The sequence below is a fragment of the Streptomyces sp. NPDC054813 genome, assembly GCF_053611365.1.
Map to the genome: position 1 here is coordinate 153,878 of NZ_JBSHAF010000006.1, position 23,674 is coordinate 177,551.

Consider the following 23,674-nt stretch of genomic DNA (forward strand, 5'->3'; position numbering starts at 1 on the left):
GGGGGGTGGGCTCCCCCCCCCACACCCCCCCGCGCCGCTACCCACCTCGCCCCCGCCCATTCGATTTCAGTAGCGGGGACAGGATTTGAACCTGCGACCTCTGGGTTATGAGCCCAGCGAGCTACCGAGCTGCTCCACCCCGCGCCGTTGTGTTCAAACAGTACCACGGCGCGGGGCGGTCCTGATCATCCGCTCGGACTGGGACTGCTGCTCGCGGTGGGACTCGCGCTGGTAGCAGGGCTCGGACTGCTGCTCGGCGACGTGCCGCCACCGGTCTTGTCGGCCTTGGACTGCGCCGCCTCGGCCCGGCTGAGCGCGTCCTGCAGCTCGTCCTGGGCCTTGCCGTACGCCGTCCAGTCGCCCTTCTTCAGGGCCTCCTGTCCCGCCTCGAAGGCCTTCTGGGCGTCGCTCAGCGCCTGTTGGACGGTCGGATTGCCGGACGTCGGCGGCGTGGTCGTCCCGGTGTCGGAGGACCCCGTGTCCGAGGACCCGGTGTCCGAGCCGTTCGAGCCGAACACCTTGTTGAGCGCCTCGTCGAGGGTGTTCTCGAAGACGGTCCTGCCCTGGTAGGTGACCAACACCTTGCGCAGCAGTGGGTACTTGACCCCGGCGCCGCGTACGTAGACGGGCTCCGCGTACAGCAGGCCCCCGTCCAGCGGCACGGTCAGCAGATTGCCGTACTCGACCTCGGAGTCGCCGCCCTTGAGGAGTTTGATGGCGGCGGCGATCTCCTGTTCGGAGTTGAACTTGCTCTGGACCTGTTTGGGTCCGTCGACGGTCGTACTGGTCGGCAGTTTCAGGATTCTGATCTTGCCGTAGTCCTTGGAACTGGCCTCGGAGTCGACCGACATGAACGCGCTGAGGTTGTCCCGGCCGTTGGGCGTGAACGTCGTCGACAGCGAGAACGTCTGCGCGCTCTGGTCCGGCATCTTCATACTCAGGTAGTACGGCGGAACCGCGTCGCCCGACTTGTTGCTCGGGTCGTCGGGCACCTGCCACACCTCGCTGCCGGTCAGGAACGTCTGGGCGTCCGTCACGTGGTAGCGGGTGAGCAGTTCGCGCTGCACCTTGAACAGGTCCTGCGGGTACCGGAGATGGTCCATCAGGTCCTGCGAGATGGCACTCTTGGGCTGCACCGTGCCCGGGAAGGCCTTCATCCAGGTCTTCAGCACCGGGTCCTCGGTGTCCCACTGGTAGAGCTTGACGTCGCCGGTGTACGCGTCGACCGTCGCCTTCACCGAGTTGCGGATGTAGTTGACCTGGTTCTGCTGGGCCACCACCGCCCGCGAGTTGTTGGTCGCGGTCAGCGAGTCTGCCGTGGTGTCACCGAGGGTCGTACGGGAGGCGTAGGGATAGCCGTTCGACGTCGTGTAGGCGTCGACGATCCACTGGATGCGGCCGTCCACGACCGCCGGGTACGCGTCGCCGTCGATGGTCAGCCAGGGGGCGACCGCCTCGACCCGCTCCTTGGGCGTGCGGTTGTAAAGGATCCGCGAGCCCTTGCCGATCGCGCCCGAGTACAGGATCTGCGGCTCGTTGAACGCCACCGCGTACGCGGCGCGGTTGATCGGGCTGGAGAGACTGACCCCGCTCTTTCCCTCGTAGCTGGTGAGCTTCTCACCGTTGTCGTCGGAGTAGTCGATCTCCTTCTGGGGACCGCCGACGATCGAGTACGTGTTCGTCTTCTCGCCGTAGTAGACGCGCTGCTGGTAGGTGCCCAGGTCACCCGTGGACGGCAGGTCCGACTCGGTAAAGACCGGCTGGCCCTGGTCGTCGGCCTCGGTGCCCTTGGCGGCGACCACGCCGTAGCCGTGGGTGTAGCGGAAGTGGTCGTTGATCCAGTTGTTCTTCGGGATGCCGGCGAGGTTCAGCTCGCGCAGGCCGATGACGGTGTCCTGGACCTTGCCGTCCTTGGTGTAGCGGTCCACGTCCAGATTGGTCGGGAACGCGTAGTAGTTCCGCATCTGCTGGAGCTGCTGGAACGTCGGCGAGACGATGTTCGGGTCCATGATCCGGATACTCGCCGTGGCGTCGACGTCGTCCCGGAGCTTGGTCTTGTCCGTGGTCGCGCTCTTGCCCGTGTACTCGGTGACCTGGGTGTCGTCGATGCCGTACGCCTCGCGGGTCGCCTTGAGGTTCTTCTGGACGTACGGGGCTTCCTTGGCCTGCTCGTTGGGCTGGACCTGGAACTTCTGGACGATCGCCGGGTAGAGGCCGCCGATGAGAATCGCCGACAGGACCATCAGGCCGAAGCCGATGACGGGCAGCTGCCAGGTGCGCCGCCACAGGGTGGCGAAGAACAGCAGCGCGCAGATGACGGCGATGCAGAACAGGATCGTCTTGGCCGGCAGATACGCGTTCGCGTCGACGTACCTGAGGCCCGTCCAGTTGCCGGTGGCCTTGAAGTCGCTGGACTTGACGGCCAGTCCGTAGCGGTCGAGCCAGTAGGCGACCGCCTTGAGGGCGACGAAGAGGCCGAGCAGCACCGAGAGGTGACCGGTCGCGGCACCGGTGGCACGCGCGCCGGGGCTGGTGACGCGCAGCCCGCCGTACAGGTAGTGGGTGAGCGCGGCGGCGATCAGGGAGAGGATCGCGGTGGCGAAGCCGAAGCCCAGCAGGAACCGGTACCAGGGCAGGTCAAAGGCGTAGAAGGAGACGTCGAGGTGGAACTGCGGGTCCTTCTGGTGGAAGGGCACGCCGTTCACCCACATCAGCCAGGTGCGCCACTGGCCGGCCGCGGAGGCGCCGGCGATCAGCCCGACCAGCGCGGTGACCGCGAACAGCAGCCACTTCTTGTACGGCGCGATGCCCATCCGGTAGCGGTCCAGGCTCTGCTGCTCCATGGACATGGCGCTCAGCGGCGGCCGCAGCCGGTGCGCCAGCCAGATGTTGAAGCCCACTGCGGCCGCCATCAGCAGCCCGAAGACGAAGAACAGCCCGATCTTCGTCCACAGGGTGGTGGTGAACACCGAGGAGTAGTGCACCGACCGGTACCAGAGCCAGTCCGTCCAGAAGCCCGCGAACATGGTGAACGCCATGCCGAGTACGGCAAGGACGCCCAATGTCATGAGCAGGGTCCGGACGCGCCGGGACGGGCGGCCCGCTCTGATCCGCGGCCCCGTCGGGCCTCCGCCGCGGTCCGGCATCTGGAAAGCCAAGGTGCGCACCTCGAAGTTCGCTGTTTGATTCGCTGTTGATCCGCTTTTGTTGCGTCAGGCCCTCTTGTTCGCGGGCCGGACGTGGCCCCCCGTGATCGTGGGGCCACACCTATGCAACTTACTCACGACTTACTCGGTTCCCGATTCCGGCCATGAACGAGGCAGGATTGTGACCATGTCCAACACTCCCATGGCAGCGAACCCGCTCACCCGGGCCGTCCTCGAGATCGACGAGTACGCCTCCGGTCTCGGCTGGGACCAGCCCGCTCGCCTCTTCGCCCTCGTCGACACCGCACGGCTGCGCACCCAGGAACCGGCTCTCGCCGCCCAGCTCGGTCTGGAGGACGAGACCGCGACCACCGGTCTCACCCCGATCGAGCAGGACGAAGTGCCAACGGACAAAGCGCTGGACGAGTTCCTGGGCACCATCGCCTGGCCGGACGCGGTGGTCGGCTGCGCGCTCACGGTGGAGCGGCTGATGCTGCCGCCGTCCGCCGAGAACCAGGTCCCGGAGGGGCTGACCGAGGCCAAGCTGGCCAAGTGGGTGGCGCAGCACCCCGACCGCCAGGAGGTCCGGATGACGGTCGGCGTGCTGCGGGACGGCAGCCGCGACTCGGCGGTCCGGCTGCGGGAGAAGGACTCGCCGACGGAGGTCCTCACCGGCCCCGAGCTGGTCCCGGGCCTGGCGGAGGCCCTGAAGGCCACGTTCGCGGACTGACCGCCTCGCCCGCGCCCGGCACATGGCCCGCGCGCGGCTCCCGTACGGCACCGGGGGCGCCCCTCGTCTGGAAGGGCGCCCCCGGGCTTTTCAGGTCCTCTACGGAGCCTCAGCTCTTGGTGCTGCACTTCGGCAGGGCGCCGGTGTCCCCGGCGCGGATGTCCTTGAGTGCGCCGAGGGCGTCGTCGATCGTCTTGACCTTGACCAGGGTGAGCCCGCTCGGGGTGTCCTTGGCGGCCTCGGCGCAGTTGTCGGCCGGGGTCAGGAAGTACTGGGCACCCTTGCTGCGTGCCCCGATCGTCTTCAGCGAGATGCCGCCGATCGGACCGACCGTGCCGTCGTCGGTGATCGTGCCGGTGCCGGCGACGAACTTGCCGCCGGTGAGGTTGCCCGGGGTGAGCTTGTCGTAGATGCCGAGCGCGAACATGAGGCCGGCGCTCGGTCCGCCGACATCGGCGAGCTTGATGTCGATGTCGAACGGGAACGTGTGATCGGTCCCGGCGGAGATCCCGACGATGGCGCGCTTCTCGCCGCTGTCGCTGGAGGCGGTCGTGTTCAGGGTGACCTTCTCGGTCTTGGTGGCCGTCTTCTTCGCCTTCACGGCGGCCGCCTGCTCCTTGGCCGGTACGACCGTGAAGACGACGTCCTCGCCGGGCTTGTGCTTGGTCACCAGCGTGGCGACGTCGGTCGGCTGCTTGACCGCCGTACCGTCGACGGCCTTGATCACGTCACCGGCGTGCAGCTTGCCCTGGGCGGGCGAGCCCTTGAGGACCGTCGAGACGATGACCCAGGACTGCACCGGGACGCGCAGTTCCTTCAGGGCGGCTACCTTCGCGCTCTCCTGGGACTCGCTGAACTCCTCGGCGTTCTCCTGGGTGGACTGCTGTTCGGTCTTGCCGTCCGGGTAGAGCGTGTCGTGCGGCACGACCTTGTTGTCGTGGGAGAGCCATCCGAAGACGGCCTCCACGAGGTTCATCTTGTAGTCGGCGCTGGTGACCCGGACGGTCGTCATGTTCAGGTGCCCGGAGGTCGCGTAGGTCTTGTGACCGGAGATCTGCAGCACCGGCTCGCCGCCGTGGTCCCCGAGCGTGTTCACGGTCGGGCCGGGGGACATCTCCGAGTACGGCACGTTGATGAGCACTCCGGCGCACAGGAGCGCGATCAGCATCAGGGTGGAGGCGAGCATCGTCGCGGTGCGGCGTGGCATGCAAAGACAGTACGGGACGTGTCTGTCAGCGCACCGTCAGGGCCACCCGTCAGAGGCGTCTCAGCTGCCGGAGTGGGACCTCTCCATGGCCTCGCGGAACCGCGCGTACCCGTCGAGTTCCGGCCCGTCGCTCCGGGCACTCCTGGTCCGGCTGGCCCAGCTGCCCCACAGACCGGCAGCGACCGCGGCCACAAGCGGAATCAGCAACCAGACAAGCGCCCCCATGCCGACCTCCCAACCCCATGACCGTCCGCGACTGACTGATCAGCAGATTAATCATCCGCACTGACAACGCTCACGCGGGGGGTACGGTTACGCAACCGGAGGCCGGACAGGCGTTCTTCAGCAGGCTCCGACCCATTCCTCCGTCCCATCCGAGAACTTCTGGTGCTTCCAGATGGGCACCTCGTGCTTGATGTCGTCGATCAGCTTCCGACAGGCTTCGAAGGCGTCCCCGCGATGCGGACACGACACGCCGACGACCACGGCGAGATCACCCACCCGCAGGTCCCCCACCCGGTGCACCGCCGCCAGCGCCCGCACCGGATACTCGGCGACGACCTTCTCGGCGATCCGCCGCATCTCGCTCTCGGCACTGGGATGACACGAATAGCCGAGCGCGTGCACATCGGCGCCTCCGTCGTGGTTCCGCACGGTCCCCACGAACAGCGCGATGCCACCGGCCGCGTCGTCCCCCACGGCCGCGAAGACCTCGTCCACGGAGAGCGCGTCCTCCCGGATCCCGATCAGTTTGACGGGATCTTCGGCACCCAGCTCACCGGGATGATCGTTCACAGCAGCCATACCCCCATCGTGCCGTAAGCCCGGGACCATACGGAATACGCCCAACAACCGGCACACGCGCGTGCCCGTTTGGAGACTCCTACGACTCCCGGCTCGCGATCACCGGCTCCGGCCTGTGCCCACTGCCCGGCTCGGGGCCGCCGCCGGCCCGTGGTCAGATCCGTCGCCGGGCCTTGCGTGCCCGTCGTACCACGGCCGCCGCGCCCAGCAGTGCGACCGTCGCGCCCGCCGCGCCCGCGGCCGTCGCGTCCTTGCGGCCGAGCCGCCGCCCGACCACCGTGTGCCGTCCGGCCGCCTCCTCCAGCAGCTCGGCGAGGACCTCCTCGTTCGTCCACCCCGGCCGCCACCCGGCCTCGTGCAGCCGGCTTCCGCTCACCACCCACGGATACATCGTGTAGGCGAGATCCCCGGCGGGCGACGGTGTCAGCCCGATCCGGTGCAGCCGGGCCGCGGCGCCCAGCGCCACCGCCGACGGCAGCTCCATCCGCCGGATCCCGCTGAGCTCCTCGACCTCCTCCTGCTCCAGCCATCCGTCGCAGCCGACGGCGAGTTCCCCGTCGACCTGCTCCAGCACGGCGTACTCCAGCGCGCTGCACAGGTCCTCGACGTGACAGAACTGCCAGGCGGGCCGCGAGCCGGCCACGACAAGCAGCCGGGGCGACTCGAAATACCTGGTCAGCGCGGTGTCGGTGCCTCCGACGAGCACCGCGGGGCGCACGACGGTGACATTGAGCCCGGGGTGCGCGCGGGGCGCCCGGCGCGCGAGCCGCTCGATCTCCAGCAGGTCCCCCACGCCGGTGGCCTCCGCCGTGGCGCGCAACTCCGCGTCCTCGGACAGCGGCAGCTCGTTGTCCGGGAGCGCGCCGTAGACCATCGCGGAGGTGCACAGCACCACGCGGTGCACCCCGGCCGCGGCCGCCGCGGTCAGCACGGTCTGCGTCCCCCGCACGTTGTAGGCCGTACGGGCGGCGGGATCGGTCTCCAGGTCCAGGTCGAGCGCGAGATGCACCACCACGTCGGCCCCGCGGAGCTTGTCCGCGATGGCCGGATCCCGCACGTCGAGGATGTGCCACTGGGCGTCCGCGCACTCGCCGCGCCGCTCGTCGATGGCGATGACCTGTTTGATCCCCTCGGACGCGGCCAGCCGCTCGGTGAGCAGCGCGCCGACCCCGGTCGCGGCGCCGGTGACGGCGACGACGGGCCCGCGCAGGGCGGCAGGGGTTGACGGGTTTCGCGCTGCGCGAACCTGCGGATCTGGGGAACTCACCGGGCGTCTCCAGCGGTTGTCTTCAGTACGAGCGTGAGTGACGCGTACGTACCAGGTGGCATCCATCCTGCCGCAGGCCGACTGTCGGCGAAGCACCGAGGCCCGATCGGGTCGGGGTGTCTACGCTGGGTGGTGTTGTCGGGCAGCCGCGCCGCCGGAGAGAACCGGTGGCCTTACCAGCCGAGGATTCCCGTGAGTGACACCCCATTCGGTTTCGGCCTTCCGCCGGAGGAGCCGGACGACGGCGACGAGGGCAAGAAGAAGGACCAGCAGAGCGGTGGTGGGCAGGGACCGGCCAGTCCGTTCGGTTTCGGCACACCCGGGGCGGGCGGTTTCGGCAGCCCCGGCGCCGACAATCCGTTCGCTGCCATGTTCGGTTCGCTGAACCCCACCGACCTGGGCGCGGCCTTCCAGCAGCTGGGCCAGATGCTCTCCTACGAGGGCGGCCCGGTGAACTGGGACATGGCCAAGCAGATCGCCCGCCAGACGGTCTCCCAAGGCACCTCGGACGGCGTCAAGGACGCGAGCGTGGGCCCCTCCGACCGCACGGCGGTCGAGGAGGCGGTACGGCTGGCCGACCTGTGGCTGGACGACGCCACGTCGCTGCCGTCGGGTTCCGGCTCGGCCGTGGCGTGGTCGCGCGCGGAGTGGGTCGAGGCGACGCTGCCCGCCTGGCAGGAGCTGGTCGACCCGGTCGCCGAGCGGGTCGGCGCCGCGATGGGCGACGTCCTGCCGGAGGAGATGCAGGCCATGGCCGGCCCGCTGATCGGCATGATGCGCTCGATGGGCGGCGCCATGTTCGGCACGCAGATCGGGCAGGCCGTCGGCGTGCTCGCGGGCGAGGTCGTCGGCTCGACCGACATCGGCCTGCCGCTCGGCCCGATCGGCCGGGCCGCGCTGCTGCCGGTGAACGTCGAGGCGTTCGGCAAGGACCTGGGCGTGCCCAAGGAGGAGGTGCGGCTGTATCTCGCGCTGCGCGAGGCGGCCCACCAGCGCCTGTTCTCACATGTGCCGTGGCTGCGCTCGCACCTGTTCGGCGCGGTCGACGGGTACGCGCGCGGGATCAAGGTCGACACGGCCAAGCTGGAGGACGTGGTCGGCCAGTTCGACCCGCAGAACCCCGAGCAGCTTCAGGACGCGCTTCAGCAGGGCATGTTCCAGCCCGAGGACACGCCCGAGCAGAAGGCGGCCCTGGCCCGTCTGGAGACCGCGCTGGCCCTCGTCGAGGGCTGGGTCGACGCGGTGGTCCACGCGGCGGCGAAGCCGCGCCTGTCGTCCGCCGACGCGCTGCGCGAGACCCTGCGCCGCCGCCGCGCCACGGGCGGTCCCGCGGAGCAGACGTTCGCCACCCTGATCGGCCTGGAGCTGCGCCCGCGCCGGCTGCGTGACGCCTCCCGCCTGTGGGCCTCGCTCACCGACGCGCGTGGTGTCGACGGCCGGGACGCCCTGTGGGCGCACCCGGACATGCTGCCGACCGCGAGCGACCTGGACGACCCGGACGGCTTCGTCCACCGCGAGCAGCTGGACTTCTCCGAGCTGGACAAGATGCTCGGCGAGGCGGCCCAGAAGCCCGACCTGCACAAGAAGGACGACCAGGAAGACCAGGCAAAGGGCGACGACAGCGAGTGAACCTGTACGACGACGCGGTCCTCGTCCTCAAGGGGTACGAGGGCCAGGAAGAGCTGCGCCAGGCCTATCTGGACCATCTCGCGGCGCACCCCGACGGGATGTGGAAGGCGTGTCACGCGGGGCATGTCACGGCGAGCGCACTGGTCGTCGACCCCGAGCACGGCCGGGCGCTGCTGACCCTGCACCGGAAGCTGCGGATGTGGCTGCAGATGGGCGGCCACTGTGAGCCGGGCGACGCCACGCTGGCCGCGGCTGCCCTGCGGGAGGCGACCGAGGAGTCCGGGATCCCCGGGCTGACCCTGCTGCCGGGCGGCCCGGTGCGTCTGGACCGGCACCCGATCCCGGCGCCGTGTCACTGGCACTTCGACGTCCAGTACGCGGCCGTGGCCCCGCGGGGCGCCGCCCACGCGATCAGCGACGAGTCCCTGGACCTGCGCTGGTTCGCCTACGACGAGGTCGCGGAGGTCGCCGACGACTCGGTCGTACGACTGCTGGAGGGGGCCCGCGCGCGGCTCTGAAACCCCCGGCCTCGCCAAGACCCGTGTAAGGGGCGCTTGCCACAGCGTGCGCCCCTTACCTCGTGGCCGTCAGCTCCAGGCGTTGCCCTGGTTCATTCCGCGCGCTCCCTGCTGGCCCATCCCGAACTGGGCGGCGAGGCCCTGGCCGATCTGGGCGCCCTGCGGCGGGAGCAGTTCACTCGGCTGGACCAACGCGAAGCCACTTCCCATGAAGCTGAGCTCCCAGCCCTCACCGGTGGTGCCGCGACGCCGCCACACGCCCGAGGAATGCGTCTGGGCCTGCATCTGGACGCGCAGCCCGGTGGACCAGGCGACGATCGCGTCGGCGTCGCAGTTCACGTACTTGTCGGGCGTGACCTGCATCAGCAGCGGCGCGCCGGAGGTCATCAGGGCGACCTTGCCGTGACCGGTGATGTTGAGCTGGTACTTCCCGGAGCCGGAGATGCCGTAGAGGCTGTCCACGGCGACCACCTCGTAGTGCAGCGAGGAGTCCATGGCGAGGACGTAGCCGCTGTCCACGGTCAGTCCGTCCTGCTCGACGTCCATGACGTGGACGTGCTGGGCGAGGTTGGCGAAGTAGACCGTGCCCTGCCCGTGGCAGCGCATCAGGTCCAGGCCCTCGCCGGTGTACGCACGCGCGCGTGACTGCTGGTTGTTCGTGTACTCGGCGTCGAACTCGACGAGCCCCTGGTAGGCGACCATCGTGCCTTTGCGGGCGAGGACGTCGTCGTGGCCCTCCAGGACGACCCGCAGCATCTGCTTGTTCTGCAGGCTGTAGCGGTCCCGGACCTGGGAGTCGTTGTGCGCGAAAAGCGGGCTCTGCATGATTCTCTTGCTCCCCCTCAGCCCCGGAAACGAAGGCGGTCGGTGCTGTCCTCGCTGGGCTGGACGACGACGATGCCCTGCCCGGAGAAGGCCATCTGGTAGGCCTCGCCGCTGCCCCGGCCGATCAGGGACTGCGCCTTGAAGCTGCGCTTGCCCTTCACCTTGAGGTTCGGCGACCAGGCGACCAGCGCGTCCGGGTCGACGTACGTCTCGTCCTCGCCACCGCCGCAGTCGACGACGATCGGCTTGCCCCGGGAGGTCAGCGCGACCCAGCCCTGCCCGGAGATCTTGGTGTTCCACAGGCCCTGACCGGCGAACTTCGCGAGTCCCTTGACCCGCTCCACACCCCATGTCAGATGCGCGTCGAAGGCGAGCAGGTTGGTGGCGTTGACGGAGATGCCGTCGCCGTTGAGGTTGATGACGACGACGTCGGCGCCGTAGTCCGCGAGGTAGAGCAGTCCGTCACCGGTGCACTTCATCAGGGGCGCGCCCTCGCCGGTCATCCAGTCCCGGGCGATCTGGCGCACGGCCGGCGGGTTGGGCTCGTACTGGACGAAACCCTCGTAGGCGACCATCGACCCCACGCGCGCGAGGAGGTCGTTCCCGGTCTGCATGGCGACCTTCAGCATGTTGTTGCCGTGGTTCTCCATGCGGGCGGTGACGGGTGCGGGGGCGTAGCCCGCGAGCGGCTGGTTCATGACGGGCTCCCTCAGACCTCGTACGGCTGGACCACGATGAAGTTGCCGGGGGCGCCCCGGAACTGCAGGTTGACGCTCTCGCCGGTGTCGCCCGGGTAGGCGTTGCGGCGCATCCGGACCTGGCTGGAGACGATCACCTGGGAGGCCGCCGACCAGGCGACCACCGCGTTGCAGTCGGCGAACGTCGTCGGCGTCACGGGCAGCACGACGGGCGTGCCGTGCGTCTTGACGACGATCGTGCCGGTGCCCTGGAACTGCATCGTGAACAGCGCGCCGCCGGGGATGCCGTGGCCCTCGATGCGGCGGACCTCGTACTGGAGGCTCTCGTCGAAGGCGAGGACGCTCTCCGCGGAGACACAGATCGCGTCGCCCTGGAGCTCGATGGGGTGCAGATGGGCGGAGTTCTCGGCGAGGAACACCTGGCCGTGGCCGGTGCAGCGCATCAACTGCATCTCCTGGCCGGTGGCGTTGCCCACGATCCGGCCGGCGAACCCGGCGCCCTTGTAGCCGAAGTCGACCTTGCCCTGGTAAAGCACCATGCTGCCCTGCCGGGCCAGCACCGGCTGGCCGCCCATGCCCAGGTCGACCCGGACGAGCTTCTTGTTCTGCTGCGTCCAGCGCTGCCCGGTGGGCGTCTCCTTGAACTTCTCGAGCGCCGCGCCCACTCCGGCACCGCCCTGGGGAGCGCCCTGCGGGACTCCGTAGGTCTGCTGGCCGGGGACCTGCCCGAACGGCGGCTGCTGGCCGTAGCCCGGCGGAGGGGTCGGGGCCTGGGGTGCCTGGGGGTAGCCGGGCGGCGGGGGCGGGGCCTGCGGGGTCGCCGGGGGCCGGCCGTAGCCGGGCGGCATGGGCGCGCCCGGGGCGGGCGGCTGGCCGTAGGGCGCGGGCGCCGGGGACGGCGGCGGTACCGTGCCGGGGGCGGGCGGCGCCAGCGGGGCGATGACCGTGGGCGCGCCATGCACGTTCGAAACCGGCGCGGGGCCGGGTGCCGGGGGCGGGGTGAAGCCCTGGGGCGCGGGTGCCGGGGTGTACGGGGGCGCGGGAGCGGGGGTCGCCGGGGCGGGCGCCGGGCTCGGTGCGGGCGCGGCCGGGGCGGCGAACGCGGGCGGCGCGAATCCGGGCGCGGGTCCGCTCTGCGACGGCTGCGGCTCGGGCGCGGCGGGCGCCTCCTCCTCCATCACCTCGCCGCCGAAGTTCTTCAGCAGCGCATCCAGACCGCCGTCGAAGCCCTGACCGACGGCGGCGAAGCGCCACACGTCCTTCAGGTAGAAGTCGCCCAGCATCACGGCGCGTTCGGTGGAGAACTCGGAGCCGTCGAAGGAGTACCGGGCCACCTCCTCGCCGCCCGCGACGATCCGAATGTATCCGGGCGTGACCTGCGACATCTGCCCGGCGCCGTCGAGGGTCGCCGTGAACGCCAGCTTCTGGATCCGCGGCGGGACCCGGTCCAGCGTGACCCGGAAGGACTCCGTGTCACCCGCCTGCGCACCCAGCAGCTGGATGGACTCCTCGGGGGACTTCGGCTGGTTGAAGAAGACGAAGTACCGGTCGTCCGACAGCCGTTCGTCGGCGTCCAGGCCGAAGCAGCTGATGTCGAAGGACAGTCCGGGCCCGGCGATCTGCACACCTACGTACAGATCCGTGCCCGCCGTCAGGTCACTGATCCTGGCCTTGTGGCCGCGTTGGAATTCCCTGGCCATGCGCTACGACCGTCCCCCATCCCGAATGTGAGTGCGTCGCGCCAGGCTAACGGCTAACTCGGACAACGGAGGAAGTCGGTACAGACCCGGTACACAACCGGGCTCAACGGCCCCGAAAGGAGCGTCTGTGGGGCGTGTCACTCGTCCCGGACATCGGGCGCATGGGGCAGCCGGTCGGCGGCGACCACCCCTTCGAGGTAGCCCCTGGCCCGCTCGGTCCGCGGATACGCCTCCAGGAGCCGCCAGAAGTCGGGACCGTGCCCGGGCACCAGCAGATGCGCCAGTTCATGGCAGAGCACATAGTCGACGACGTACTCGGGCATGCCCTGGAGCCGGTGCGAGAGGCGGATGCTGCCCTCGGCGGGGGTGCAGGAGCCCCAGCGGGTGTTCTGGTTGGTGACCCATCGCACCGAGGCGGGGCGGGCCCGGCCGTCGAAGTACTGGGCCGACAGCCGCTCGGCGCGCTCGGCCAGTTCGGCGTCGCCCAGCACTCGCTTGCTCTCCTGGGCGGCGAGTTTGTTGAGCATGACGGTGACCCAGCGTTTCTCCTCCGCCTCGGACATCCGGGCGGGGATCAGTACGACGGTGCGATCGCCCTCGCGGTACGCGGAGACCGTCCGGCGGCGCCGGGCGCTTCTGCGAACCTCGATCGCGCTCACCCCCAAACCGCTGGGCGGCTGGCTCGTCATGCTGCGCTGTGGCTTTCCGGCGCGGTGCAGTGGGTCGGCGGGCACGCCCCGACGTTACCCGCTGCGCACGGGGGAAGTCCCGGGTCCGGGACGGTTCGATGCCGATCCCCCACCATGCGTTTGATTTGTACGACGAATACCCACCGCCTGTGGACAACTTTCGCCACCCGTCGAGCGGGCCGGGCATGCTGGCAGTCGTCGGGCGGAGCGTGACCGGCTCCACCGGCAGACGGGGATCTTCCGTGACCTACAGGGATTTTCCGCGACCTTTCGACAGCTACGGGGGACTGTCATGCATCCGCTGGTGAAGCCCGCGCTCCGGCGCGGCTGGCGTGATCTCAACACCGTGCAGTTCGGGATGACCCCGGCGCACGCGATGACACTCGGGCCGATGGACACGGCGACCGGCAGCTTCCTGGACCTGCTCAACGGCACCCGCGGACTCGCACTGCTGCGCGCCGAAGGGCGGCGCATGGACCTGCCGGACGGGCATGTCGACGCGCTGGTGGAGCGGCTGTCACGGGCCGGGCTCGTGGACGACGCGCGCGACGGCGGGCCGGCCGCGGCGGCGCTGCGCGCGAAGCAGGAGGTCCTGGACCGGCTCGGTCCCGATCTTGCCTCACTGTCCCTGATCACACCGGAGCCGGGCGGCGCGATCGGCCGGCTGGCGGCCCGGCGCGCCCTGCGGGTGCAGGTGCGGGGCGCGGGCCGGGTCGGTGTCACGCTGGCCGCGCTGCTGGCGGGCGCGGGTGTCGGCGAGGTCGACGTGCGGGACGTGGGCCGCGTCCGGCCGTGGGACGTGGCGCCGGGCGGGCTGCCCTCGGAGGCGGTCGGCGAGCGGCGGGACGAGGCCGCCCGCAGGGTCGTCCGCCGGGTCGCCCCGGACCGCCCGCCGCGCCGCCCGGACCCGGCCGAGGCAGAGCCCGGCCTCTCCCTGGTGATCATCGCTCCGCGTGACGACGTCCTGGTGCACGCCCCGGACGCGGGCGCCGCCGAGCCGCTCATGGCCTCCGGGACACCTCACCTCTACACGGGTGTCGTGGAGGGCACGGGCGTCGTCGGTCCGCTCGTCCTGCCCGGCGGGACCGGCTGCGCCCGCTGTCTGCACGAGCACCGCTCGGACCGGGACCCGGCCTGGCCACGCCTGATCGCCCAGTGGCGGTCCGGGCAGGCCCGCCGGGTGGGGGCCTGCGATCTGACGCTGGCGACGGCCGTGGCAGGACTGGCCGCCGCGCATGCCCTGGCCTTCCTCGACGGGGAGTCGCCGTCCGGCACCGGAGTGCGCTGGGAGGCGTCCGTGCCGGCTCTGCACTGGCATGCGCGGCCGGTCCGGCCGCATCCCGCATGCCCGTGCGGAGCAGCGGAGAAAGCTAAGGGGGGACACTCCTCAACCGATGGAGCTCCGCACGAGACAATGGTGGTGCAACGGCCGTCGGCGGAGCGACGAGAGCACGCGGACGCCGCGCGGCCGACTGGGACTTGGAGGGCGCATGTCTGATCTTCCCCGGAAGGCGGTCACCCGGACCGCCAAGCTCGCCGCGCTCCCGCTCGGCTTCGCCGGCCGGGCGACCTGGGGCCTGGGCAAGCGCATCGTGGGCGAGTCCGCGGAGATCGTCGGCCGCGAGCTGCAACAGCGCACGGCCGAGCAGCTTTTCAAGGTTCTCGGAGAGTTGAAAGGCGGGGCCATGAAGTTCGGGCAGGCCCTGTCCGTCTTCGAGTCCGCCCTCCCGGAGGAGATCGCCGGCCCCTACCGGGCGGCCCTCACCAGACTCCAGGACGCCGCACCGCCGATGCCGACCCGCACCATGCACGCGGTGCTCGCCGAGCGCCTGGGCGAGGACTGGCGGGAGCTGTTCCTGGAGTTCGAGGAGAAACCCGCGGCGGCCGCCTCGATCGGGCAGGTGCACCGGGCGGTGTGGCACGACGGCCGTGTGGTCGCGGTCAAGGTGCAGTATCCGGGAGCCGGCGAGGCCCTGCTGTCCGATCTCGGGCAACTGAGCCGTTTCGCCCGCCTGTTGGGTCCGCTGATCCCGGGCATGGACATCAAGCCCCTGATCGCTGAGCTGCGCGACCGGGTCTCCGAAGAGCTGGACTACGCCCTGGAGGCGCAGGCCCAGTCGGCACACGCGGAGGAGTTCGCGGACGACCCCGATGTGGTGGTCCCCGCGGTGGTGTACCAGTGCGAGCAGGTCCTGGTCACGGAGTGGATCGACGGAATACCGCTCTCCGAGATCATCTCGGAGGGCACGCAGGAGCAGCGTGACCGGGCCGGTCAGCTCCTGGCGCGGTTCCTGTTCTCGGGCCCGGCCCGCACCGGCCTGCTGCACGCCGACCCGCACCCGGGCAACTTCCGGCTGCTGCCCGGTGGGCCGGAGGACGAGGAGGAGTGGCTCCTGGGCGTGCTGGACTTCGGCACGGTCGACCGCCTCGCGGGCGGCCTGCCCGCCCCCATCGGCGACTCCCTGCGGATGACGCTGGACGGTGACGCCGAGGCGGTCTACGAGCTGCTGTGCGCCGAGGGGTTCGTCAAGGACTCCATAGAGCTGGACCCCGACGCCGTCCTGGACTATCTGCTGCCGATCATCGAACCGGCGCAGATCGACGAGTTCACCTTCACCCGCAACTGGATGCGCAGCCAGGCGGCCCGCATCGCCGACCCCCGCAACCCGGCCCACCAACTGGGCAAACAGCTCAACCTGCCGCCTGCCTACCTGCTGATACACCGGGTGACCCTGAGCACCATCGGCGTGCTGTGCCAGCTGGGCGCGACGGTCCGGCTGCGGGAGGAACTGGAGGCGTGGCTGCCCGGGTTCGTGCTCGAAGAGGCCGGAGAGGCAGAAGACCTTCCGGAGGTCGCGGAAGCCGTGGAAGTCGCGGAAGCCGCGGTGGCGGAGGCGGCCGTGGAGGCGCAGTAGGGGGGACGACAGGGCGGTGATCACCACCAGGACGAGTCGAGCCGGCCCTCGATCGCTCTGAGGTTCTCCCTGGAGCAGGTGTCGCAGTAGAACTGGCGGACGCCGTTCTCCATGGAGCAGGTCCAGGTGGCGGGCTGGGGGCCGTCGGCCGGGGTGCCGCAGCGGGCGCACACAGGAGGGTGGGGCTCCGCGGCGGAACCACCGTGATCACTGCCTCCGGAAAGACTCGTCACCCGGCGACGATAACGCCGCGGCCCGCGGATCCGCGGGCGCAACGCACCGCGGGGGCCGGTCCGTTCGGCCGGACCGGCCCCCGCGGGAAGCTTTCGTCTCCCTCAGCCGGGAGGCCACCGCTTCAGGTGTTCGGGATCACTGCATGACGGCCATGGCGAGCGCACGGCGGGCGCGCATCGAGGCGCGCTCGGCCCGGCGCTGCATCCGGCGAGCGGTCGCCAGGCGCACGGCCCGGCTCTCCTGCTCAGCCTCGTGCAGTCGCTCGTGCATATGCGCACGAGCCAGGGCTTCTGGAATGAGTTGCATCTCGCGGGTCCTGTTCTGACGCGAGCCGGTGGTCGTACCGGCGGGGGTGAAGTCTGGAATCGCGGAGCCGGTGGGCTCGCTGGTGGACGGCTTCATCGGGGCCTGCTTCTTGGGGTCGTGCGTGAGGGGGCGGTCGATCGTTCCTTGGATGTTCATGCCGAGACCGGGTTCTTGCGCGGGCGGCCACGCGGCCGCTTGCGGGCGACGACAACTCCCTGGACGAACAGCTCGCCACCCCAGACACCCCAGGGCTCACGCCGCTCCTTGGCACCGGCGAGGCAGGCCTCGATCAGCGGGCAGGTGCGGCAGAGGGACTTGGCGTACTCGACGTCCGCCGGCGACTCGGCGAAGAAGACCTCCGGGTCGTAGGAACGGCAGGGGACGGGCACGCCGAGGTTCTCGATGGCGTCGTCGAGCGCGGTGAGCGCAGTGAGCGGGATCAAGGTGGAGTCCTCCGTGGGGCCGGGCGGGGGGATCGTTTCGGAAGGCGGTACGGACGGGGCGTGCGCTTCGAGTTGCACGGCTGTTTTTCCTCGTCTGGTCGTGCCGGTCGGGTTGGACCGGTTGGCGGCTGGTACCGGGTTCTGCTCTTGTCCCGAGGCCCCTTCGCCCGTCTGTCCCTGTGATGGGGACAAACAGAAGGGCCGCGGATCCCGGATGGGGTTCCGCGGCCCTGAAGGCGCCGGCCTGATCGATTCAGGCTGGATCACTCCAGGGTTCTGGCCCACGGAAGGCCCACATCAGGTGGTGCTGCGTCGTCTGCTTCCGGCTTCCGGCACCGGCTGCCGTAAAGGCATAGGCCTGGGCCCCTGCCAGTACTGCTTCCAGTGCCTCAGTCGGTCGCTCATTGCGCTCACGGACAGGAAGACCCGCGAGAGAAACGGAGGACGCCGGACGCACGGCAGGAATGCCGGACACACCGGTGCCCAGGTTCGAGACGCCGAGCATGCACACGGAGACGGCCGAGAGATCGGTCATTTTGGCCGCGCTGATGTTGGTCTTGATGCTGATCACTGGACTCGCCTCCTCTCGGCGTCTAAGGGACTGGGATGAGCCAGTCCGCTCGGATATGCAAGTACAACACGGAACCGGGCCTTCGAGAAGGCCGCCGCTTCCGTGCCTAGAACCTATGGGGATTGCTGGGGCATGCGCAAACTATTTTTTCGACGAGTTGGCATCAGTCCCCCTCGACGGCTCCCCCTGGCTGCCGACCTGCGCAGATGGCCAGAACATCGGCGCCGTAACGGTTGAGCTTGCGCATGCCGACGCCGGGGATGCGGGCCAGCTCGCGGTCGTCGTCGGGCGCGCACTCCGCGATCGCCATCAGCGTCCTGTCGGTGAAGACGCAGAAGGCGGGCTGGCCGCTGAGCCGGGCCTGGTCCGCGCGCCACTCCCGCAGCCGCTCGTAGAGGCCCTCGTCCATGTCGGAGGGGCAGTTGTCGCAGCGCATCAGTTTCATCTCGCCGGCGTCGGTGAGGGTGCGCCCGCAGACCCGGCAGCGGGCGGGGGTGCGCTGGGTACGCCGGGGTGCGGCCACGGGGCCGCCGGTGAAACCGCGTTCGACGCCTCCAGGGCCTGCGCCGGAGCCACGGCCGACGGCGCCGGTGGAGCCGGGTCGCAGCCCGTCCAGGAAGTGGCTGGGCCGACGGTTCGGGCGGCCGCCGGGGGTACGGGAGAGGCACCAGGAGACATGGAGCCGCTCTCTGGCGCGGGTCACGCCGACATAGAGGAGACGGCGTTCCTCCTCGATCTGCTCGTCGGTCTTCGCATAGGTGATCGGCATCATCCCCTCGGCGACGCCGACCAGGAAGACGACGTCCCACTCCAGGCCCTTCGCCGAGTGCAGGGAGGCCAGGGTGACGCCCTGGACGGTCGGAGCGTGCTGGGCGCCCGCCCGCTCGTCGAGTTCCGTGACGAAGTCGGCGAGGGTGGCGGTGGGCCGGGCGGCGGCCACATCGTGCGCCAGGTTGACCAGGGCGGCCAGTGACTCCCAGCGCTCCCGGACCGCGCCGGAGCCGGCCGGCGGCTCGGTGGTCCAGCCCTCCCCGGAGAGGACCGCACGCACCTGGGAGGGCAGGTCGACGGTGTCGTCGAGCAGTGCGTCGTTGCCGCCGAAGCGGGCCGCGGCACGCAGGGCGACACCCGCCTTGCGCACCTCGGGCCGGTCGAAGAACCGCTCGGCGCCGCGCAACTGGTAGGGCACACCGGCGTCGGCGAGGGCCTGCTCGTAGATCTCGGACTGGGAGTTGGTGCGGAACAGAATGGCGATCTCGGCGGCCGGGACCCCGGCGTCGACGAGCTCACGGATACGGCGGGCGGCGCCCTCGGCCTCGGCGGGCTCGTCGGTGTACTCGGTGTAGACGGGCTCAGGTCCCGCGGGGCGCTGGGAGATCAGTTCCAGGCGGTGGTCGGCGGCGCGGCCGTGGGCCTGGGCCAGCAGGCCGTTGGCGAGGTGGACGACCTGGGGGGTGGAGCGGTAGTCGCGGACCAGCTTGACGACGGTGGCCCCGGGGTGACGGATGCGGAAGTCGAGCAGATGGTCGGGAGTTGCTCCTGTGAACGAGTAGATGGTCTGGCTGGCGTCGCCGACGACGCACAGGCTGTCGCGTTCGCCGAGCCACAGCTCCAGCAGACGCTGCTGGAGCGGACTGACGTCCTGGTACTCGTCGACGACGAAGTGCTGGTACTGGGCGCGGACCTGCTCGGCGATGTCGTGCCGGTCCTGCAGGACGGCGACGGTGAGCAGCAGGACGTCCTCGAAGTCGATGACCGCGCGATCGCGCTTGAGGTCCTCGTAGACCGAGTAGATCTGGGCGATCTCGGCCGGGTCACGGGGAGCCTCGCGGCCGGCCTTCACGGCGGCGGGCGGATAGTCGGCGGGGACGGTCTGGGTGACCTTGGACCACTCGATCTCGGCGGTGACGTCCCGCAGCTCGCCCCGGTCGAGGCGGATGTGGCAGGCGGCGGCCGCGTCGGCGACCAGCTGGATCTTGCGGTCGACGAGCCGGGGCAGCGAGCCACCGATCGCTTTCGGCCAGAAGAACTGGAGCTGGCGCAGCGCGGCCGAGTGGAAGGTGCGGGCCTGCACTCCCTGGGCGCCGAGCTGGCGCAGCCGTCCGCGCATCTCCCCGGCGGCACGGTTGGTGAAGGTCACGGCGAGCACGCTGGACGGCTGGAGAACGCCGGCCCGCACCCCGTAGGCGATCCGGTGGGTGATCGCCCGGGTCTTGCCCGTACCGGCTCCGGCCAGCACGCACACCGGCCCGTACAGGGCGGTCGCCACCTCGCGCTGCTCGGGGTCGAGCCCTTCGAGCACCGCGTCGGCAGAGTCCGGTACCTGCGGGAAGAGGGAGGAGTGCGTTGCTGCTGTCACACGGCCATGCTGCCAGGTCGCCGGAGACCGCTGTGCCGGTTGTCCACAGGCAGCCCCTCGCAGTCGTACTAATGCGACGGGCGTCACCCGGGACCGGTGCTGTGGGAATGGCGGACGGGCCGCGTACGTTCCTCTCCTGGACGAACTTCCCGACCTGCCGAAGGAGCGCGAGCGAGATGCAGGGCACTGTGACGATGTACAGCACCACGTGGTGCGGCTACTGCCGCCGGCTGAAGAGCCAGATGGACCGCGAGGGCATCGCGTACACCGAGATCAACATCGAGCTGGACCCGGAGTCGGCCGCGTTCGTCGAGAAGGCGAACGGCGGAAACCAGACGGTCCCGACGGTGCTCTTCGGCGACGGCTCCACGCTGACGAACCCCTCGCTGGCCCAGGTCAAGCAGAAGATCAGCGCGTAATCTTCCTCCGCCCTCTCCACACCGGCGCGTTCTTCGCACAAGGCGGTCCCTGATCCGGTTCAGGGGCCGCCTTCGCGCATGTCGCCCGGCTTGTCCCACACCAGGGTGTAGCGCCACAGCAGCCGGCGCCGGTAACGGCGTCCGGGGAGCAGGTGTGCGGTGGCCCGCCGGACCTCCTTCCAGTTCATGATCGGGTCCTCGACGGGCATATCGGACGGACCCTGCTTGCCGCCGTTCCTGCGCGCGGTCAGCAGCGCCGCGGGGACCCCGCAACCGCTGATCACCCGGTCCAGGAGGGTGCGGTTGTAGGCCATGCCGACGATGACCAGCCGGCCGCCGGGGGCGAGCAGCCCCACCAACCGTTCGATCGCGTCGTCGAAGGGGGCGTGGTGGATGACGGCGACCGCGCTGACGAAGTCGTAGCCTCCCTCGTCGAGGAGCGCGCCGTCGAGATAGTCACCCTCCAGGAAGGTGACGTTCTCCCTGTCGTCCCTCTTCTGCGCCAGCCGGATCATCTCCGGTGACCGGTCCACGCCGGTCACCGACTCCGCCCTGGCCGCGAGCTTGGCGGCCAGCAGGCCGTCACCGCAGCCGACGTCCAGGGCGGCACGGCAGCCGGGGGGCACGGCGTCCAGCACCACCGGGTGGTAGTGGACGTTGTGGTTCCAGTAGGTGTCGTGGGTGACGGTCATCAGCCGGGTCGCCGTCTCAGACGAAACTCCTCGTCGGCAGCGGCTTGCCGTACCACATCTCGATGAGGCGGGCCGCGATGGAGATCCCGTACGGCGGCAGGACGTCGCCGGAGTCGAAGGCGGCGCCCAGTTCGTCGCGGGAGAACCAGCGGGCTTCGTGGATCTCGTCGCCGTCGACGTTGATCTCGGTCGAGGTCGCGCGGGCCATGAAGCCGAGCATCAGGCTGGACGGGAACGGCCAGGGCTGGCTGGCGACGTACTCGACGGGGCCGACGGTGATCCCGGCCTCTTCGAAGACCTCGCGGCGCACCGCCTGCTCGATGGACTCGCCGGGCTCCACGAAGCCGGCGAGCGTGGAGAAGCGGCCCTCGGGCCAGTGCACCTGGCGACCGAGCAGGATGCGGTCGTCCTCGTCGGTGACGGCCATGATCACGGCGGGGTCGGTGCGCGGGTAGTGCTCGGCGCCGCAGGCGGGGCAGCGGCGGATGTGGCCGGCTGCGGCGATCACCGTGCGCTCGCCGCAGCGGGAGCAGAAGCGGTGGGTGCGCTGCCAGTTCTCCAGGCCGACCGCGTGCACCATCAGGCCCGCGTCACGCGGCGAGAGCAGCAGTCCGGCCTCGCGCAGGCCGGCCGGGCGCGCGGACTGGTCGATACGGCCGGGCAGGGCGTCCTTCTGGAGCGCGAAGTAGCTGACGCCGTCCTCGTCGGTGCCCAGGAAGTAGCGGTGCGCCTCGGTGAGGGGAGCCTCGAAGGAGGGGGTCATGACGAGTTCGGTACGGCCGTCGGGCGTCTCGTCGATGAGGACCTGGCCGCCGGAGACCACGAAGCAGCGGGTGTCGGGGTGGCTCCACGCCGCCGCGAGCCAGGCCTCGTCGAGCCGGTGGTGGGCAGCGCGGTCGATGCCGCTCGGGGCGGTGAGCGAGATGGGTCGGTCGGCGGTGTGGTCGGTCCAGGTGGTCACGGGTGCTTCCAACTCCCCCAGTGGAACGGATGTTTCAGCGGGCGGTTCAGCGGGACGAAGGGCGGGAGGAGACCGGGTCGGGCGGGGGCGGGACGGGCGGGGCGGCCCTTCCAGTGTGCCCCGCGCGCGGTGCCGCTCCGGACGGCGCGGACCGGTCAGGGGGCATGGCGCCAGTTCTCGGCCAGGTCACCCCACAGGTAGGCGCTGGTCTCGACGCCCTTGAGGAGAAGGTCCAGCTCAACCTTCTCGTTCGGGGCGTGCCAGCCGTCGGAGGGGACGGAGATGCCCAGGAAGAGAACGGGTGCGCCGAGGACGTCCTGGAGGTCCGCGGCCGGCCCTGAGCCACCCGAACGTGTGAACCGGACCGGTCCCTCGAAGGCGCGGCCCATGGCTCGGACCAGCGACTGGAGGCCCGGGTGGTCGAGCGGGGTCAGACAGGGGCGGGTGGCCGGCAGGAAGGTGATCTCGGCACGGATGCCGGCGGGGATCCGCTCGGTGGCCCAGGCGCGGACCGCCTTCTCGATGTGGTCGGGCTCCTGCCCGGCGACCAGCCGGAACGACAGCTTGACCATGGCCGAGGACGGGACGATCGTCTTGCTGCCCGGGCCCTGGTAGCCGCCGCCGATGCCGTTGACCTCGGCGGTGGGACGGGCCCAGATGCGCTCCAGGGTGGTGTGCCCGGCCTCGCCCTCGGTGGCGTGCGAATGCGCTTCGCGCAGCCAGCCCTCCTCGTCGAACGGCAGCTCGGCCCAGAGCCGGCGCTCGTGTTCGCCGAGTTCCACGATGCCGTCGTAGAAGCCGGGGATCGCCACGCGCGCGTGCTCGTCGTGCAGCGCGGCGACCAGGCGGGCCACGACGGTGGCCGGGTTGGGGACGGCGCCGCCGAAGGCTCCGGAGTGGATGTCCTGGTCGGGGCCGTGCAGGACGATCCCGCACTCGACGAGGCCGCGCATGCCCGTGCACACCGTGGGGGTGTCCTCGGACCACATGCCGGTGTCGGAGACGATCACGGTGTCCGCGGCGAGCCGGTCCGCGTGTTCCTCGACGAGGGCCCGGAAGTGCGGGGAGCCGGACTCCTCCTCGCCCTCGATCAGCAGCTTCAGGTTGACGGCGGGTGCGGTGCGGCCGGTGGCGGCGAGGTGGGCGCGGACGCCGAGTGTGTGGAAGAACACCTGGCCCTTGTCGTCGGCCGCCCCGCGCGCGTAGAGGCGGTTCTCCCGGACGACCGGCTCGAAGGGGTCGCTGTCCCAGCCGTCCGAACGGGCTGCGGGCTGTACGTCGTGGTGGCCGTAGACGAGGACCGTGGGCGCCTCGGGGTCGCCTGCGGGCCATTCGGCGAAGACGGCCGGGGCGCCCGGTGTCTCCCAGACCTCGGCGGTCGGGAAGCCGGTCTCCTTGAGTTCGGCGGCGAGCCAGTCGGCACTGCGGCGGACATCGGCGGCGTGTTCGGGCTGGGCCGACACGGAGGGGATGCGCAGCCACTCGGCGAGGTCGTCGAGGAAGGCGGCACGGTGCTGCTCGATGTACGTACGGACAGCGCTGTCCGGGGTCTGGCTCATGG

Annotated in this window: 23 protein-coding genes and 1 tRNA gene; 6 read left to right on the forward strand and 18 right to left on the reverse strand. The window is 70.4% G+C overall.

What is annotated here, in order from left to right; genetic code table 11:
• Positions 1-70 precede the first annotated feature (70 nt).
• Both ACWGJB_RS13950 and ACWGJB_RS13955 read right to left on the reverse strand, forming a co-directional pair.
• A tRNA-Met gene (locus ACWGJB_RS13950) sits at positions 71-144 on the reverse strand.
• Between the two features lie 41 nt (positions 145-185).
• Complete coding sequence (locus ACWGJB_RS13955; protein WP_453380655.1) at positions 186-3,146, reverse strand: UPF0182 family membrane protein; 2,961 nt, start codon at positions 3,144-3,146, stop codon at positions 186-188.
• Positions 3,147-3,333: 187 nt separating this feature from the next.
• On the opposite strand from ACWGJB_RS13955, the gene ACWGJB_RS13960 reads away from it, so the two are divergent.
• On the forward strand, positions 3,334-3,876 hold the full coding sequence (locus ACWGJB_RS13960; protein WP_453380398.1) for a PPA1309 family protein: 543 nt from the start codon (positions 3,334-3,336) through the stop codon (positions 3,874-3,876).
• Positions 3,877-3,985: 109 nt separating this feature from the next.
• On the opposite strand, the gene ACWGJB_RS13965 is transcribed toward ACWGJB_RS13960, so the two are convergent.
• The 4 genes from ACWGJB_RS13965 to ACWGJB_RS13980 form a co-directional block, all read right to left on the reverse strand.
• Entirely contained in the window at positions 3,986-5,083 is a 1,098-nt protein-coding gene (locus tag ACWGJB_RS13965; RefSeq protein ID WP_453380399.1) for a YlbL family protein, read from the reverse strand.
• Positions 5,084-5,143: 60 nt separating this feature from the next.
• Positions 5,144-5,308 carry a hypothetical protein gene (locus ACWGJB_RS13970; RefSeq protein ID WP_453380400.1) on the reverse strand — a complete coding sequence of 55 codons (165 nt, stop codon included), beginning with the start codon at positions 5,306-5,308 and terminating at the stop codon, positions 5,144-5,146.
• Positions 5,309-5,425: 117 nt separating this feature from the next.
• Positions 5,426-5,887, reverse strand: a complete 462-nt coding sequence (locus tag ACWGJB_RS13975; RefSeq protein WP_453380401.1) for a molybdenum cofactor biosynthesis protein MoaE — start codon at positions 5,885-5,887, stop codon at positions 5,426-5,428.
• Positions 5,888-6,041: 154 nt separating this feature from the next.
• Complete coding sequence (locus ACWGJB_RS13980; RefSeq protein WP_453380402.1) at positions 6,042-7,154, reverse strand: SDR family oxidoreductase; 1,113 nt, start codon at positions 7,152-7,154, stop codon at positions 6,042-6,044.
• A gap of 192 nt (positions 7,155-7,346) precedes the next feature.
• Here ACWGJB_RS13980 and ACWGJB_RS13985 point away from each other — a divergent pair, with 192 nt between their 5' ends.
• A complete protein-coding gene (locus tag ACWGJB_RS13985) occupies positions 7,347-8,783 on the forward strand; it encodes a zinc-dependent metalloprotease (protein WP_453380403.1) in 1,437 nt (478 codons plus the stop codon).
• Positions 8,780-9,301, forward strand: a complete 522-nt coding sequence (locus tag ACWGJB_RS13990; protein ID WP_453380404.1) for an NUDIX hydrolase — start codon at positions 8,780-8,782, stop codon at positions 9,299-9,301. Before ACWGJB_RS13985 ends, ACWGJB_RS13990 begins: the two co-directional genes overlap by 4 nt.
• Positions 9,302-9,370: 69 nt before the next feature.
• On the opposite strand, the gene ACWGJB_RS13995 is transcribed toward ACWGJB_RS13990, so the two are convergent.
• The 4 genes from ACWGJB_RS13995 to ACWGJB_RS14010 form a co-directional block, all read right to left on the reverse strand.
• Positions 9,371-10,126 carry an AIM24 family protein gene (locus ACWGJB_RS13995; protein WP_453380405.1) on the reverse strand — a complete coding sequence of 252 codons (756 nt, stop codon included), beginning with the start codon at positions 10,124-10,126 and terminating at the stop codon, positions 9,371-9,373.
• A 17-nt stretch (positions 10,127-10,143) separates the two neighbouring features.
• Positions 10,144-10,824 (reverse strand): AIM24 family protein, encoded by a 681-nt coding sequence (locus tag ACWGJB_RS14000; RefSeq protein WP_453380406.1) that lies wholly within the window; start codon positions 10,822-10,824, stop codon positions 10,144-10,146.
• 11 nt (positions 10,825-10,835) lie between these two features.
• Positions 10,836-12,524 (reverse strand): TerD family protein, encoded by a 1,689-nt coding sequence (locus ACWGJB_RS14005; RefSeq protein ID WP_453380407.1) that lies wholly within the window; start codon positions 12,522-12,524, stop codon positions 10,836-10,838.
• 137 nt (positions 12,525-12,661) lie between these two features.
• On the reverse strand, positions 12,662-13,258 hold the full coding sequence (locus ACWGJB_RS14010) for a M48 metallopeptidase family protein (protein ID WP_453380408.1): 597 nt from the start codon (positions 13,256-13,258) through the stop codon (positions 12,662-12,664).
• Between the two features lie 247 nt (positions 13,259-13,505).
• Here ACWGJB_RS14010 and ACWGJB_RS14015 point away from each other — a divergent pair, with 247 nt between their 5' ends.
• Both ACWGJB_RS14015 and ACWGJB_RS14020 read left to right on the forward strand, forming a co-directional pair.
• Entirely contained in the window at positions 13,506-14,711 is a 1,206-nt protein-coding gene (locus tag ACWGJB_RS14015) for a TOMM precursor leader peptide-binding protein (protein WP_453380409.1), read from the forward strand.
• Positions 14,704-16,128, forward strand: a complete 1,425-nt coding sequence (locus tag ACWGJB_RS14020) for an ABC1 kinase family protein (RefSeq protein WP_453380410.1) — start codon at positions 14,704-14,706, stop codon at positions 16,126-16,128. The genes ACWGJB_RS14015 and ACWGJB_RS14020 overlap by 8 nt, the downstream gene beginning before the upstream one ends.
• Positions 16,129-16,148: 20 nt before the next feature.
• Here ACWGJB_RS14020 and ACWGJB_RS14025 read toward each other — a convergent pair whose 3' ends face one another.
• From ACWGJB_RS14025 to ACWGJB_RS14045, 5 genes are all read right to left on the reverse strand, one after another.
• A complete protein-coding gene (locus ACWGJB_RS14025; protein ID WP_453380411.1) occupies positions 16,149-16,361 on the reverse strand; it encodes a hypothetical protein in 213 nt (70 codons plus the stop codon).
• Between the two features lie 136 nt (positions 16,362-16,497).
• On the reverse strand, positions 16,498-16,824 hold the full coding sequence (locus tag ACWGJB_RS14030; protein ID WP_450754983.1) for a hypothetical protein: 327 nt from the start codon (positions 16,822-16,824) through the stop codon (positions 16,498-16,500).
• Positions 16,821-17,189, reverse strand: a complete 369-nt coding sequence (locus tag ACWGJB_RS14035; protein WP_450754981.1) for a WhiB family transcriptional regulator — start codon at positions 17,187-17,189, stop codon at positions 16,821-16,823. Before ACWGJB_RS14035 ends, ACWGJB_RS14030 begins: the two co-directional genes overlap by 4 nt.
• A 175-nt stretch (positions 17,190-17,364) precedes the next feature.
• Positions 17,365-17,682: a hypothetical protein gene (locus tag ACWGJB_RS14040; protein WP_453380412.1), complete on the reverse strand. Its 318-nt coding sequence runs from the start codon at positions 17,680-17,682 to the stop codon at positions 17,365-17,367.
• Between the two features lie 163 nt (positions 17,683-17,845).
• Positions 17,846-20,041 (reverse strand): ATP-dependent DNA helicase UvrD2, encoded by a 2,196-nt coding sequence (locus ACWGJB_RS14045; RefSeq protein WP_453380413.1) that lies wholly within the window; start codon positions 20,039-20,041, stop codon positions 17,846-17,848.
• A gap of 176 nt (positions 20,042-20,217) precedes the next feature.
• Here ACWGJB_RS14045 and ACWGJB_RS14050 point away from each other — a divergent pair, with 176 nt between their 5' ends.
• Positions 20,218-20,460 carry a mycoredoxin gene (locus ACWGJB_RS14050; RefSeq protein ID WP_453380414.1) on the forward strand — a complete coding sequence of 81 codons (243 nt, stop codon included), beginning with the start codon at positions 20,218-20,220 and terminating at the stop codon, positions 20,458-20,460.
• A 59-nt stretch (positions 20,461-20,519) separates the two neighbouring features.
• Here the strand turns inward: ACWGJB_RS14050 and ACWGJB_RS14055 are convergent, their stop codons facing one another.
• The 3 genes from ACWGJB_RS14055 to ACWGJB_RS14065 form a co-directional block, all read right to left on the reverse strand.
• Positions 20,520-21,152, reverse strand: a complete 633-nt coding sequence (locus ACWGJB_RS14055; RefSeq protein WP_453380415.1) for a class I SAM-dependent methyltransferase — start codon at positions 21,150-21,152, stop codon at positions 20,520-20,522.
• A 16-nt stretch (positions 21,153-21,168) separates the two neighbouring features.
• The gene (nudC, locus tag ACWGJB_RS14060; protein WP_450754975.1) at positions 21,169-22,113 is read right to left on the reverse strand and encodes an NAD(+) diphosphatase; all 945 of its coding nucleotides are present in this window, start codon (positions 22,111-22,113) and stop codon (positions 21,169-21,171) included.
• Positions 22,114-22,268: 155 nt separating this feature from the next.
• A complete protein-coding gene (locus ACWGJB_RS14065) occupies positions 22,269-23,672 on the reverse strand; it encodes a dipeptidase (protein ID WP_453380416.1) in 1,404 nt (467 codons plus the stop codon).
• Positions 23,673-23,674 lie beyond the last annotated feature (2 nt).